Here is a 14,641-nt window from a genome sequence, read left to right on the forward strand (position 1 = left end):
TAGTATTGTGTATACAACAGCTATTACCTTTTTAAGAAAAAAGCGACTGGATATTCAATCAATTGATACCGAAGTTGGTTTGCTGAATGTCGAAAACCATGTTTCAGATCTGAACTCTGATGAAGTGGAACATAAATCGAAAATGGTCTTTGTGAACCGGGCTATTGATCAGCTATTACCTGATGATGCGGCAGTAATCACACTTTTCTATCAGGGAGAGCAATCGCTGGAAGAGATCGGGCTGGCTTTAGGGATGGAAACAAATACAGTTAAGGTAAAGCTGCACAGGGCAAGGCACCGACTGAAAGAGAAAATTGAGAATATTTTACACCATGAAGTGAGGGAATTATTATGAACCTTATAGAACAAAGAATCTGGGATTATCTGGATGGAACAGATACTCCTCAGCAAAGAGAGTTAACTGAGCAGTTAATAAAAGCTGATCCGTTTTACCGGCAGATATATGAAGAATGTAAATCATTCAATAGTCTGGTTTATGCCGCAGATCAGGATGAACCCTCAATGGGCTTTACCAGAAATGTGATGGAGAGGATCGATATGGAACCTGTTCCCGCTTCGTTTAAGTCATTGATCGATAAAAGGATTGTTTTCGGAATTATAGCATTTTTCCTTTTTACGATTACTGCTTTGCTTGGAGTTTTATTTTATCAGATCGATTGGTCTCAGGCGACAGGATTCAAGGTGCCTGAATTAATGATGCCCACTTTTGACTCGTCTAAATATCTGAGTAGCACTTATATCAATATCTTCTTGTTTATTGATATTATTATCGGATTATATCTCTTTGATGGTTTTTTAAGGAAGCGACTGAAGTCGAAATAATAGTAATTTATTTGTAAGGATACTAGGGTAAAACTATCGAGACTCTATTCGTCAATTATTTGGTGAAATGGCACTGAATGATGGGTAATTAAATGATTGAGTAAAAAATACTGAGTGTTGTGATAGCCATAAGGCTGAATAGCACGGTGCTTTAGCTCCGGGTTAAGAGGCGGTTTTCAGATCGGGCTTCAGCCCAAAACCTGAGCGACCAGAACGGAACTAATACTGGTGCTTCAGTGCCAATTAGCAATTGTATGAGAGTACATAATCAAATCAGATCTATCAGGCTAAAGCCCCAAAACGAACGAACTCGTTAATCCCAGCTAAAGCCCGTCCGAACGGTGTTCAGCCGGGCGGGCTGAGGCCTATGCGCAATCAAATTGTTCTCATGTAACAATAGTATTATTCTATATTTCAGGGGCTTCGAGTGTATTTTTTTGAAATTTCTGTAGTATTACAGCAATCAGCATTACAAGCACACAGCCCACAACATTCAGCCACAAGAAAGCCATAAGATCCATCATCCAGCAGCTAAATACTATAATTTCAGTAATAATGGCCGCTGTGAAGGTAGCTGACCCCCCTATCTTTTTAAAATAAAAGGCAACGATGAATATACCGAGAATCGTGCCATAGAATAATGAGCCCAGTATATTAACCGCTTCAATCAGATTGCCCATTTTACTCGCGTATAATGCCATCAGGATACAAAATATGCCCCAGATTATGGTTGTCCATCGGGAAACCGAAAGGTATTTTTCATCAGAAGCATCCGGATTGACCAGTCGCTTATAGATATCTATTACAGTAGTTGAAGCCAGGGAATTTAAAGCACTGGAAGTGGATCCCATCGAAGCCAGGAAAATGATCGCAATTAGTAAGCCTATAAGTCCCTGGGGAAGGTATTTGGTGACAAAGCTGAGGAAGACATAATTATTATCATTCGTTTCAGCATCCGGATCATTCTTTTTCATCAGGTCTACTGCCTGCTGCCTGATTGCTTTCGTTTTTTTATCGGCACTCTCCAGAATTGTACGTTGCGTATTTATAGCGGATTCATCCTCGGCATCCATTGCCCTTTCCAGGCGATTGATTTCTGCCTGTTTCTCTGTAAAGGCATTCGAATAATCTAATTTTATCTGTTCAAGTTCCTTGTTATACTGACTCTTTTCCAGCTTGCCGAGTTCATAACTATTAAAAAATATCGGTGGCTGATGATATTGGTAAAATGTAAAAACAAGTACTCCTATTAAAAGAATCAAAAACTGCATCGGGATCTTTAAAAGACCGTTCATTAATAACCCGAGCCTGCTTTGTCCAACAGATGAACCGGTAAGATATCGCCCTACCTGACTCTGATCGGTTCCGAAATAGGATAATTGCAGAAAAAATCCTCCGATCAAGCCACTCCATACGGTATATTGATTATTCCAGTCGAAGGAAAAATCTATCGCATTTGTCCGCCCCATTTTACCGGCTATCTGTAAGGCTTTTCCAAATCCCACACTTTCGGGAAGCATTTTTACAACAAGAATCCCGGCGACCAAAATTCCGGAAAATATGACAGCCATCTGCAGCATTTGGGTGTAGGATACGGCTTTTGTTCCTCCATAAACAGTATAACTGATTACAAGTCCGCCAATAAACAGCGTAGTAAAGGTGGTATCAATATTAAGAATCGTAGAGAGTATGATCGATGGTGCATAAATGGTAATTCCGGTTGATAGTCCGCGCTGTATCAGGAATAAAAAGGCAGTTAATGCCCTTGTTTTAAGGTCAAAGCGATTTTCAAGAAATTCGTAGGCGGTATAAACTTTGAGTTTATGAAAAATGGGTACAAAGGTGATACAGAGTACAATCATGGCCAGTGGAAGGCCGAAATAAAACTGGACAAATGCCATTCCCGACGAGAATGCAAGTCCGGGAGCTGAAAGAAAAGTGATTGCACTGGCCTGAGTGGCCATAACCGAGAGCGTAACACTATACCAGGGAAAAGCATGATTTCCAAGCAGATAGCCTTCAATATTTTCTGTCCCCCGACTCTTGTAAATGCCATATACGACAATTATGAGGAGGGTAGTAAAAAGTACTATCCAATCAATCCCGCTCATTCAAAAGTTTTAGTGAACAGATAAAACAAGACAATAAGAAGTACCAGCCACACGATCAGAAGATAGTAGAACTGGTTCCATGTCTTTACAAAAGGTGGGAGATCCTGATCAGGCTTCTTCTCCATGCTGAACAACATTGGCCCAGAAGCCTGCGGTAAGAAGACCCAGAATTGCTCCTAACACCATGTAGCCAAATGATCCTGTAACAACACAGGCAGTAAGGATACCACATAATACGGCTGGAACGATGTAATAAGCGCTATTAGTTTTTGCAGAGTTTTCAGTTTTCATCTTTGTTATTCTTTTTGTTTTGTGATCAAATTTACAAATAATCTGTATGCACCGGGTATTCCGGCAGGTAATTCCCTGAAAAAAACAAGGGAGGTATATACAAATCTTCCCTTGCCATAATCAGCTACGAGTAGTGACCCGTCTTTTGGAGTTTCTCCCGGATCATTCATGCTTAATATACGGCTGTATTTTGGATCAGCATCAGAGAGGAAATAGAGCCCTCGTTCCTGAATCCATCCTTCAAAATCCTGTGCTGTAATCTTATTCGGATAGTTCAAAACAGGATGATCCTTTTCAAGAAATCGTACACCAGCATTCTCATCAGTTACCCTGTCACGAGTTATTTTAAATGGATACGGGCCAATATTCTGTACCAGTAATGGGTTATTGACATTGTATTGAATCAATAAAGTTCCCCCTCTACTTACATATTCCATCAGTTTAGGCTGCATAAGGGCTAATCTTTCATTAACATTATAAGCCCTTACCCCGGTGATGATTGCATCGTATTGTGAAAGATCAGTATTCATTATTTCACTTTCTGAAAGGGTGCTTACCTGGTAACCAATTTGTTGTAAGGACTCAGGGATCAGATCGCCGGCTCCTGCAATATATCCGATCTTTTTACCACCTGTTTTAAGTTCAACCCGTTCAATTTTCGCTTCGGCCAGCGGAAAAAGATTTTGAATTGGAATATGATCATAATCAATGATCCGGTGAGCCCGGTTATAAGTCTGTCCGCCCGATTGAATACTAAGTGTGAATTTTCCGGATTCAGCCTGTTCGCTTGGGCTGATTGTAAACTGAACTGTTTTTTCATCTCCTTTTTTGGGAAGATTAAACTCCATTTTCTGGGGTTCAATTTTCCATCCGGAGGGTACTTCAGGTCTCAGGCTGCCTTCGGTTTTATCGCGAAAGCTTTTTAGCAGTATCTGTATCGTTTTGGGTGTATTTCCCGAAAAGACATAAGCTTTATCAGCGATACTGGCTGTGACTGCGGGAGCAACGATCAATGGCTGATATATTTCACCTCTTACCTGGTCGGTATATTTAAAAACCACTGGCCGCTGATATGAAATTTCCTGATCTGAAATCCTGAAAGTAAAGCCAATTGTGGCTGCAGAAGGCTTCTCAGGATACCCAATTAATTGCTGATCATCGATTTTGAACATACCCACTGGATGATTTTCAAACAGCCAGTAAGGTTCTGTGATCTCTTTTGCCGGTACACTGCCTGGAATGCTTTTAGAAACTCCTTCTTTTAGGTCAAACTCCTGTTTTTGTCCGTTTATGCTCAGTAATTTAACAGGGATTTTGGACTGAAGTACAATGTCAGACCGTAGTCTGATACTGTCTCTCAAAGCCTGTACTGCCTGTAAAGTATAGGACTCAAACCAAAGTCCGGCGGCAGCAGCGATCAGATCTTTAAGCTCTTTGGATTTTTGTTCCTTCCAGTAACCTTCGGGTAATCTGTCAATCGCTTTCAGGATATTAATAAATGCCGGAACGGAGGTGGAAGGTTCATCAGTGTTAAAATTCTGATCCGCGGCACTTATCATCCTCCCGATTTCTTCCCCTCCCGGGATGCGGCTCCATTGAGAATTTATCCCTTCAAAAAGGTCGTTTTTTGATAAAATTCCTGCTGTATGGATAAAATATTCTACTGCCTGTCCACGCTGTCTGGCACTTCCAAAACCCTGACTTTTATGATGGGTACGACTCTCGGCGGCGATTTCGCCATAGCCTTTACCCAGCAAAGGATTAAAAATACCAACATCCAGTTTTAACTGATCTTCGGCAGTGGTATTCATTGAACCGAAATTATAGGTATTCCAAACTATTCGTCTGGCCTGCCAGACATCTGCATATTTAAGTTGTTCAGGGAAACGTTTTGGATCGGCTGCGGCGATAAATGCTTCGCGGGCAATAATTGCAGATGCGGCATGCTGACCATGTCCGGCACGTTCATCTTCAGGGAATCGGGTGATGATGACATCCGGCCTGAATTTTCTGATTACCCAAACAGCATCGGCCAGGACTTGTTCCTTATTCCAGATCCGGAAGGTCTCATCTGAGTTTTTTGAGAACCCGAAATCGATTGCCCTCGAAAAGAATTGTTCTGCTCCATCTGTGCGTCTGGCTGCAAGCAATTCCTGGGTACGAATAAGTCCTAATAACTCTGATTGCTCATTTCCGATCAGGTTTTGTCCTCCATCACCTCTTGTAAGGGACAAATAACCTGTTCTGAATTTCTTTTCCTTAGCGAGAAATGCGAGTAAACGGGTGTTTTCATCATCCGGATGCGCCGCAATGTATAATGCAGAACCCAGAGTATTTAACTTTTTGAGTCCAAGCTTAATTTCTGAAGAATTGAGCTGGATGGAGCTTTGCCCGGAAACAAAAAGTGGAAAGAAGAGAAAGAGGCTAAAACCTATTTGACGAAATTTCATAGTATACGATCCATAATATCCGAAAATATGGAAAAAACTATGCCTGCATGCGATGACACAAAAAATTTACCTTTAATAGTAAGATTCTATTTGGTAGGTTCCGGCTTTCCTTGATCCGATAACTATCGGATGACAAGCTTTGTTAGGTGTGTAGGTATTCCAGTATTTGTTGATCAGATATTGTTGTATATGTTGCTTGAGGTTCTCGCCTTCGCGAGATCCGATAGCTATCGGATGACAAGCTTTGTTAGAGGGTGAGGAGATTCCAGCCTTCGCTGGAATCGAAATACATAACTTGGGAATGCGGGAATATTTTGTTTACAATCTTATTGAAAAACTGAACCTTAAAGGCATAATCTTACAGGGATTGATTTGCTAAATCCGATTCCGGCGAAGGCCGGAATCTCCCTATCTATCTCACCTGAATTGTCAACCGATAGCTATCGGTTCCAGCGGAAGCTGGAACCTTCCTCACGAATTTTCATCCGATAAAATCGGATCCCGCGTAGGCGGGAACCTCCCAATCCTTAAATTAGGAAATTAGTCTGAAGCACTCTTGCAATTAATTAAAAAGACATCTTAATCAATTGCAAAGAAAGGGCCTAAATGAAAAAAACGGTCAGATATTGAATATCTGACCGTTTCCCCAAAAATTACAATTAAAAACTTGTAGATCCTTAAAGCTATTCCCCACCTCTCAGAGTACAATCACTGCATGTCTGAAATGCGTTTTTACTTTCGTAAGACAAATAGCCTTAAGGTTGATTAACCTTTATTTTATAAAATTACACTTTTTCATTATTTTTTGAAAATAAGTTTTCCACATTTTTTTAAAGTAAGAATTTCAAAAATCATTCATTTACAGGCTTTTAGGTGTCTGTACCAATTATTTGAGTGTTTTTTCAAATAATTTCAGGATCCGTTTATACTCATCAGTCCAGCTCGAAGGCTCCCAAAAGCCATGGTCTTCAACGGGATAAACCGCAAGTTCCCAGTTCTCTTTTTTAAGTTCAATAAGCCTTTGTGATAATCGGATGATATCCTGAAAATGAACATTCACATCTACCATTCCATGAGCCATCAGCAAATTACCTCTTAAACCTTAGGCAAAATAGATTTTCGTTAAAACTCAGCACTTTTCCCCAAAAATCATTCGCCCTGATGGTATCCGGCATGTAAATAGCCTTACCATAAATGGTTCTGCCTTCGAGGGAGCTTATTGCTTTAAAAAATTCCTTATCCCCTTGTCCGAAAAGAAGAGTACTGAAAAGGAGCAGTGTTATTGTGGATAAGGACAGTTTCATATTATTTTGATCTACTAGCCATTCCACCCTTTTTACTGTCGACGTTAATCTGGTATTTTTCTTCTTTCTGTATTATCCACCTCACGGTAACTGTACCGTTTCCCGGGATATTGGGTACTTTTATATTTGCAGGATCATTTTTTTGCTCCTCGGCAATGTTCAGGTCACGGTTGCTAACGATCATTCCTGCAATCACTTTTGCTCCCTTCAGACTAACCAGATCAGGAACTTCAATCTTGTATTTCAGATCCTGGCTTGAATGTGTAGGCATTAGGCGCTTGTTCGCAATCACTGCAGTAACTTCCTTTAATCCGGCTCCCAAATCCTTTTCAGAGATCTCTTCAACAGAAAGTTTAGGGGTATGATAGGCATGATATAAGGTGAAAGCCATATTGCGGTGGGCATCGCTTTCGAGCAAAAATCCGGGATGCAGACGGCCAAAAGATTTCTTAAAACCACCGATCTCTATATCACCATATTGCGGGTGTTTGAACGCTTTCCAATTAACAAAAGCATCATTAAAAAGCAGATTCCGGTCGAAAGAATATTGTTCAGACTGGGCATTTCTGTCAGAAGGTTTATTATACAAGAGGAACTGAGTCCATAGCTCATTTGAGAAAGTATAGATACCTCTGCCACCATAAAACCAGTCCAGTTCCCCTCCAAAAACAGAGTACAGATCTTTATAAACAACCAGGTATTTATATCCGGGAATCAGTTCCTCACCTTTTTTGCCAAGGGCATCGTAAACTTGTACATCCTGTGCATTATAGGTGTTCACATCCTCAAGTGCACCCGGTCCACGGAGTATCATCCCTCCATTATTATGATAGGACTGCCCTGCGGCAATATTGGGATGTTTCATCACAAATTCAGAAATCGAACGATTTTCAGGCAAAGAGAATGGATATTTATAGGCTCCGTTTTGTATGTGATTTGGCTGCCAGTTCCATGCCCAGTCGCGATTCGGGTCATAAAAACCTTCTCCGTCTTCATTAACCTCACCATCCCCATCATTATCAATTCCTTCATAGCCCAGCAATTCATATTCGCCTTGTTGATCAACGCCAACAGTAACCATTCTTCTCGGATCTTCGGGATCCGATTTTAAACGTCCATTTGGATTTTTTCGGCGCATGAAAACAATATGACCATCACCATCGAGGTCATCAAAACCATCTTCATTTACTTCACTATCCCGGTCATTATCAACAGGAATCATTCCTGAACGTGGTGAATGGGCCGTATTTGCCTTGTGGATAAAATTGTCCCTGGCATCCGGGTTGATCGTTGGGGCAATGTAAAAGGTTTTATCTTCCAATAAGTCCTGAATATGCTTTGTATCTGCAAAAGATTCAGCAAGATACCAGGCCGTATATAGTGCGAATTCGCTGCCCTGAATTTCATTTGAATGGATGTTTCCATCAATATACATCGCAGGTTTTCTTCCCGGATCGCCCTTTTTAAAATCAGAGATTGTCATCACCCACATTTCTTTTCCAAGGTGTGATTTTCCCATTGATTCAAGCTTTACAAGATCCGGATAAGCATTTGCAAGTTTTTTACAGATCTCTGTAATTGCGGCATAATCATTATATCGATTCCAGCTTACCGGAACTTTCGGGTTTGCCGGACTTCCCGAAGCTTTAAGGATTTGCTCAGGTTGCTGTGCCTGCAAGACAATTGCCAGAGCAAGCAGCGGAAGGGTAAAAAATATTTTCTTTATGAATGCTTTCATCATTTTCTATTTAATTTTTCAAAACAAATCCTGGGACTATAAAGGGATTTCTACAGTCTTTGTTCCAGTCGTCGGACTGCCTGCATTAATTGTCAGCTTACCGGAACCTTTTATCAGCCAGGAAATGCTTTGGTTTCCCTGACCTTGAATGGCATCGATCGATTGGTTTTTGCGTCCACTGATAATTGTTTGATTCGCCTGCGGAATTACTTTAACAGACAGCTTCTTTACCCAATAACTTCGTTCGCCAACCTTAGTCTGGGTGGGTAAAATTCCCTGATTAAAAAGAGTGACTGTGACCCTGGTCAGATCATTGCCTAATTTCTCTTTTTTTATGTTTGTGATATCAATGGAAGGAGTATACTTGCTGAATGCGAGAATAAAGTCGCTATGCTTTTTTACTAAATTTTCAACCAGTTTGAACGGTGGATTTTTTAATACAAAAGGATCAATTCCCCCAAGTTCTACGGTTTGTCCGGGGAAATCAGGGTGTTCAATCTTTTTCCACTCTGTAAAATTGTTTTTCAGTCCCTGGCTGTCGGCCCAGCGAAGGTAATTTGCCACCGGATCTTCAATTTTCAGATCCTTCACTTTTTTTGCTGTGTCGGCTTTCGCTTTCGGTACCCACCATCCCGGGGTACTGAAACTATTACGACCGTAATGGAAATAAGCCCATTGAGCAAAATCACCTCCTTCTGAGGCACTTTTCGGAGCATCCTTTAAGCCAACGGTTTTATTATAAAGTTCAGAAACCAGAGTATTTGCCTTTGCATCGGCTTCAAAATAACCGGTAATAATGCGCTTTGAAACAGCCTGTGCGTTAAAAGCAACAGGTACTGAAAGGTTATTATAGGGCCCGAATGTGATTACTGAGTAAATATTGAACATCTCAAACAGATTGTCGAGTAAAGTCCTGTTTTCAATTTCTGAGACCATGTGTTCTCCCGATCCCGGAATGAAATTCGGATAGTCATAACTCATATTCTTATTAAAATGTACGCCGCCTTCAGCATCTTCATTATAATTTCCATCCTTATCATTGTCAGTACCTTCAGAAAAAAGCAGGTATTTGCCGGTTTCACCTTTGCCTGGATCGGCAAGAATCATCGACCGGGGTTCTTCAGGGTTGATACGGTATTTTCCTGTTGGATCTTCAACCCTGATCCAGCTTATTTTACCATCTTTATTCAGGTCATCAAACCCATCTTCATTCAGCTTTCCATCGCGGTCGTCATCTGTAGCTTTTGCATTTCCACTTCTTGCATAGCGTATCTGAGAGAAGTATTGTTCCGTAGCATCCGGACTCATGTTCGGAAAAACATAAAATGTATTTTTTTCAAGAATAGCCTTGATACTATCCTGCGCAGAGTCCCTGAGTATTTTTTCTGCAAATCCCAAAGCCAGTTCGGTGCCCAGAAGGTGTGAACCCTCAACACCTCCAACAATTGCAATCGCCGGTTTTTGGGCTGTGTTGCCGCTGCCAATGCTAAGCATCCAGATATCCTTTCCGCCAAGGGTTTTAACGAGTGATTTAACTTTTACCAGTGATGGATAGGTTTTAGCGAGGGAATTTATCCGCTCTGAAACCCTGGAGTTATTGCTGTAATCCTGAGCATACAGTTCTCCGAAAAAGAGAAAAATACCCCACAGCAAAACAGAGGTTTTGTAAATTTTATTCATGAAAGAAATCGGTTAGTTTCAACCAATGAAAATACATAAATAATTTAATTTCAGGTTTTATTGAGATTTTAGCTGTATCTGTTATTCAGAATGCCCATAAAGCTGATTGAACAGCAATTTAAATGTTCCATGCGTTTGAGCCCTGAATGTAATTTCGGGACCAAAGGCATAGAGTTTACCCTTGCCAACCTCTGCCTCGAATGCAGTTACTCCATCGCGCAGGTATGCCTGACCCCAAGCCCAGCCGCTTCGCAGAGGAGCTGGATTTGAAAACCATAAGATGGGCTTAACTTTTCCGCTGGCAATTGCTTCAGTTGAGATTTTGAAAACCGGACTCCTGTCAAAATAGATATCCGATTTAGCAGGCATACCCCAGGCCGCAGGAATTTTATTGTCTGTATCAGCACTCAGAATACTCCCCGGGATATAATATTTTTCGGCAGGCAGGCTTCGTTCTATTCCATTTGCATCCAACTCTACTATTGCATTTCTTACCGGCAGATTCAGGTGGTAGGCCAGATTCGTACTGCTTCCAATGCTTACCACTTTACCGCCCATTTCTATGAATTTTTTTAATTCAGGAATTGATTTATCTTCATTAATCCTGCCTAATTGTCCCCTGAATTTTGATGGAATTGTCTCAGGATCCGGGCCGGTGTTTAAAGAATTTCCTCTGCCAGCTCTTCCTGAAAGTGCGGGAATTGCCCCCGGGACAAATATGAGAACATCGTATTTATCATTCAGATTTCCGGCTTCAATATCCTTCGCATAAACCAATGAAGCCTTAAAGTTGAATTGCTCCATTAATAAACGCACCCATCCCGAAGACATAGAGCCACCATAGGTATCCCAAAGTCCAATCCGTAATTCTGAAAGTCTGGTCAGATTTTCAGGTACTTTTGAACTTTCTCTTATCTCCAATCCAGCATCACTTTTTACTTTGTTAAGTAAATTTCTTGTTTTTGGATTTCCTGGGATATAAAAATCCCCGCGCTTATCCCCGGCCTTTATCCGGTATGCTTTTTCTCCGGCTTTTAATACTTCATTTACCGCAATAAATGCATTATTAGATTCCGCATTAATCAGGTAAGCTTTAGCAGAAGCGAGTGTTCCAGATTGATGCTTTTGAAGTTCGCCATATGGAATACGTTCAAATGGACCGTTGAAATCATCCTGAAGGCGGTCGAATTGCACATGCATCATATAAGCGAGAGTCCAGCCTGCAGCATCATAAGGAGCAACCGGAGGGCCTCCTTCGTATTTAAAATCATTGGGATGATCCTGTGGCTCAAACATATCCAGCACATGGGGCCTGAAAGCCTGATTGGTTTTAATTATGAAGGAACCTTTTGGATAGTTTTTTCCTGCTACATTAAAATCAGTTGTTGCTTTATGCACCAAAATACCGGAACGGATCAGTGCATTTACAAACTTTACAGCAGTCTGGAAATCAGCCTGATCGGAGGGGATAATATATCCCCTGGCATCCCGGTTCTCGGGATTATTCATTACCGTATCAAAGTATTTTTTTGGTAGGATTTGCTGATTAGCAATTTTTGCTCCGGGCTGATCCTTAAGGTAGGCCTGGTTGATCGCTTCCACTTTATTTGGAGAAAGTCCCCATGTATCTTTACTTCCGCGTTCAATGGAATTTTTACCCATCCGGTAAATATTAAACAATAATTCATCACGATAACGTACGGCATAATTCAGAACAGCATAATTTAACGAGACTGAGTAATCTATAGACTGTCGGAAGTGCCATTTTTGAGGGGTAACCGGAAAGGTTGTTCCACCATTTGGAATCAATCGTTGCGGAACGAGGGATATTTCTGAAGGTGTTGGTCCGCCAATGGTTTCTGTCAGTAATCCGATAATATTATGGAAGTAGGTGGTTGTGCGCAGGCCTCCGTTATACCAGGTTGAAAATACGGAACCATATTTTTGGGTATAACCCGGTTTATTCTCAATATTAAGTCTTGAGTTCATGGCTGCACCAAGAGCATCAATACTGGTCATCAGAATAGGATCAAAAACATAATTAAAGGGATCACGATAGGGTGCTCCCGCAACAACAGAGCCCTCAGGACCTCTCTGATGGTGGTTATACATTATCTGAGGCAACCAGTCTACAAATAATTGCCTGCTCATATTCTGAGTTTCCTTTAGATTCATCATAAAAAAGTCCCGGTTATTATCATGGCCGGCATATTTCTCATATAAACGAGGTAAATTTTGCAGAGAACGGTTCTCGGGCTTTTCTTCACGCATGTACCAGTCGCTGACCAGTTCGTGTCCATCTGGATTGGCATGTGTCATTAAAATAATTGTGTTATCAAGTATGCGCATGGTCTCTGCATCTTTTCTGCTTACCAGATTCCATAAGGTTTCGATGAGCTGATGGATGCCCAAAGTTTCAGTTGAATGCAATCCTCCGTCAATCCAGACTATTGCTTTCCCTTTTTCTGCAAGTACCCTCGCCTCCGATTCGGATAAATTTTCTGCCCTAGCCAGCTTTTGAGATATTTGTTTGTATTGTTCCAGATTTTTTAGGTTTTCGGGGGAAGAAACGATCAGCATAGGCTGCGTTCTGCCTTCTTCGGTCATGCCAATACCCAGAAGTTTTACCCGGTCAGATTGCTCGGAGATCTTTTTGAAATAGTCATATGTCTGTGTGAAGTTGGCTAATTGATAATCATCTCCGATTGTGAAACCGAAATGTTCTTTTGGGGATATCTGCGCAAGTAAATTATTGAGCAGAAAAATGCAGGCAAGGAGCAGAGAAAGCTTACGCATAGAAATTGGTTTGGAAAGGCAAGTTAAGAGTAATACGAATACGAACAAATTCAGGTATTCTGAAATTATTATTCGGTATCTTGTAAAAATGGCCTATTTTTCAAATGTGACTAAATTATTATGCTACCATACGAAGAACAGGCCTATAAAGAACTCGAGCTCTGGAAAAAGAAGATCCTGAAGAAGCCCGGCTTTTTTGATCTTGCCTCAAAGGGAATTCAGAATCGTTTGAATAAACTGATCCCTGAAAAAGTACATAATGCAATCACGGTTGCGATCGAAAAAATGGTTAAAGCTGTGCTTTTTGGTGCCAAATATGTCACTAAAGAACCGCGAGAGGATAGTTCATTGCAGCTTAGGGAAGCTTTTGTAAAGGAGAGAATACAATTTTACAGGAAAACAGCATCTGCAGAAGGTGCAGTGACCGGAGCAGGTGGCTTTTTGCTTGGCCTCGCAGAATTTCCAATTTTGATTGGGATCAAGATGAAACTGCTTTTTGATATAGCTGCCCTTTACGGATATGATGTCAGGGATTACAGGGAGCGCCTTTACATATTGTATATTTTCCAGCTGGCATTTTCGAGTCAACAGGGCAGGCATAAGGTTTTCCATCAAATTTCAGACTGGAATTCTTACATCGCCTCCCTGCCGGAGGATGTTGATCAGTTCGACTGGCGAACTTTTCAGCAGGAATATCGGGATTATATTGACCTGGCGAAAATGGCACAGCTCATTCCCCTGATTGGAGCCGCTGTAGGAGCAATAGTGAATTATAAACTGATTGAAAAGTTGGGTGAAACGGCAATTAATTGTTACCGCATGAGGAAGATCAGTCCGCTTAAAATTATAAATCAGGGCAAAAAGAGCAAGCCAAGATTAGAATAATTTTTCATTCGGTGGTTTGATTCCCTTCAAACGAAGGTATATTGTTGTCTGGGCGCGATGATGTGTTTGATGCTCAAATGCTTTATTAAGCCAGCCAAACTGGTCGGTTTCATAATTTCCTCTTTTAATCAGACTATCCATTTTTGTGGCATCCATGTTTCTTATCGACTGAATAGCATAATCATAACATTCCATCACCACCTTTGTTAGTGCGGCTTTATTCTTGAATTCATCTGCTTTTTCAAGTACTTTTCCCTGGTAAATCGGGTTTGCTCCTGTACCACTCGAAATTAATCCAATGGTTCCCTGTGACATATGCAGCATTTGCTCTGCAAAACTGCGGAGGTCGGGGATAGGTTTAAAATTAATTCCATCTTCAGGCATTGCATCCAGATATTCCCTGGTATAAAGTTTTGCCCTTTCCCAGTCAACGATCATGTTCGCTTTAACCACTTCATTGTTCAGTCCCTGTGCAATAATGGAATTGCTCAACATCAGTAAGCCACAAATTGTCAATATTGATCTCAAATTTTTCATTATTTC

Annotated in this window: 12 protein-coding genes; 3 read left to right on the forward strand and 9 right to left on the reverse strand. The window is 41.0% G+C overall.

The window, feature by feature from the left end; translation table 11 throughout:
• A partial coding sequence (locus tag VGE44_RS08920) for a sigma-70 family RNA polymerase sigma factor (RefSeq protein ID WP_331078111.1) occupies nucleotides 1–355 on the forward strand: 355 nt, incomplete at its 5' end.
• Nucleotides 352–843, forward strand: coding sequence for a hypothetical protein (locus tag VGE44_RS08925; RefSeq protein ID WP_331078113.1), 492 nt, complete (start codon nucleotides 352–354; stop codon nucleotides 841–843). The genes VGE44_RS08920 and VGE44_RS08925, both read left to right, overlap by 4 nt.
• A gap of 407 nt (nucleotides 844–1,250) precedes the next feature.
• Here VGE44_RS08925 and VGE44_RS08930 read toward each other — a convergent pair whose 3' ends face one another.
• From VGE44_RS08930 to VGE44_RS08965, 8 genes are all read right to left on the reverse strand, one after another.
• Nucleotides 1,251–2,954 carry a sodium:solute symporter gene (locus VGE44_RS08930; RefSeq protein ID WP_331078115.1) on the reverse strand — a complete coding sequence of 568 codons (1,704 nt, stop codon included), beginning with the start codon at nucleotides 2,952–2,954 and terminating at the stop codon, nucleotides 1,251–1,253.
• Nucleotides 2,955–3,062: 108 nt separating this feature from the next.
• Nucleotides 3,063–3,245 (reverse strand): hypothetical protein, encoded by a 183-nt coding sequence (locus VGE44_RS08935; RefSeq protein ID WP_331078116.1) that lies wholly within the window; start codon nucleotides 3,243–3,245, stop codon nucleotides 3,063–3,065.
• A gap of 5 nt (nucleotides 3,246–3,250) precedes the next feature.
• On the reverse strand, nucleotides 3,251–5,695 hold the full coding sequence (locus tag VGE44_RS08940) for a PIG-L family deacetylase (protein WP_331078118.1): 2,445 nt from the start codon (nucleotides 5,693–5,695) through the stop codon (nucleotides 3,251–3,253).
• An 886-nt stretch (nucleotides 5,696–6,581) separates the two neighbouring features.
• The gene (locus VGE44_RS08945; RefSeq protein ID WP_331078120.1) at nucleotides 6,582–6,776 is read right to left on the reverse strand and encodes an alpha/beta hydrolase family protein; all 195 of its coding nucleotides are present in this window, start codon (nucleotides 6,774–6,776) and stop codon (nucleotides 6,582–6,584) included.
• Nucleotides 6,777–6,783: 7 nt separating this feature from the next.
• Nucleotides 6,784–6,999 (reverse strand): hypothetical protein, encoded by a 216-nt coding sequence (locus tag VGE44_RS08950; RefSeq protein ID WP_331078122.1) that lies wholly within the window; start codon nucleotides 6,997–6,999, stop codon nucleotides 6,784–6,786.
• A 1-nt stretch (nucleotide 7,000) separates the two neighbouring features.
• Complete coding sequence (locus VGE44_RS08955; protein WP_331078124.1) at nucleotides 7,001–8,737, reverse strand: M14 family metallopeptidase; 1,737 nt, start codon at nucleotides 8,735–8,737, stop codon at nucleotides 7,001–7,003.
• A 36-nt stretch (nucleotides 8,738–8,773) separates the two neighbouring features.
• A complete protein-coding gene (locus tag VGE44_RS08960) occupies nucleotides 8,774–10,417 on the reverse strand; it encodes a M14 family metallopeptidase (protein WP_331078126.1) in 1,644 nt (547 codons plus the stop codon).
• Nucleotides 10,418–10,498: 81 nt separating this feature from the next.
• Complete coding sequence (locus VGE44_RS08965; protein WP_331078128.1) at nucleotides 10,499–13,213, reverse strand: M14 metallopeptidase family protein; 2,715 nt, start codon at nucleotides 13,211–13,213, stop codon at nucleotides 10,499–10,501.
• A gap of 120 nt (nucleotides 13,214–13,333) precedes the next feature.
• On the opposite strand from VGE44_RS08965, the gene VGE44_RS08970 reads away from it, so the two are divergent.
• Nucleotides 13,334–14,098: an EcsC family protein gene (locus tag VGE44_RS08970; RefSeq protein WP_331078130.1), complete on the forward strand. Its 765-nt coding sequence runs from the start codon at nucleotides 13,334–13,336 to the stop codon at nucleotides 14,096–14,098.
• Here the strand turns inward: VGE44_RS08970 and VGE44_RS08975 are convergent.
• Nucleotides 14,090–14,635, reverse strand: coding sequence for a DinB family protein (locus tag VGE44_RS08975; RefSeq protein WP_331078132.1), 546 nt, complete (start codon nucleotides 14,633–14,635; stop codon nucleotides 14,090–14,092). The genes VGE44_RS08970 and VGE44_RS08975 overlap by 9 nt on opposite strands.
• Nucleotides 14,636–14,641: the final 6 nt, after the last annotated feature.

The sequence above is a fragment of the Daejeonella sp. genome, from assembly GCF_036405355.1.
In the GTDB taxonomy this organism is placed as follows: domain Bacteria; phylum Bacteroidota; class Bacteroidia; order Sphingobacteriales; family Sphingobacteriaceae; genus Daejeonella.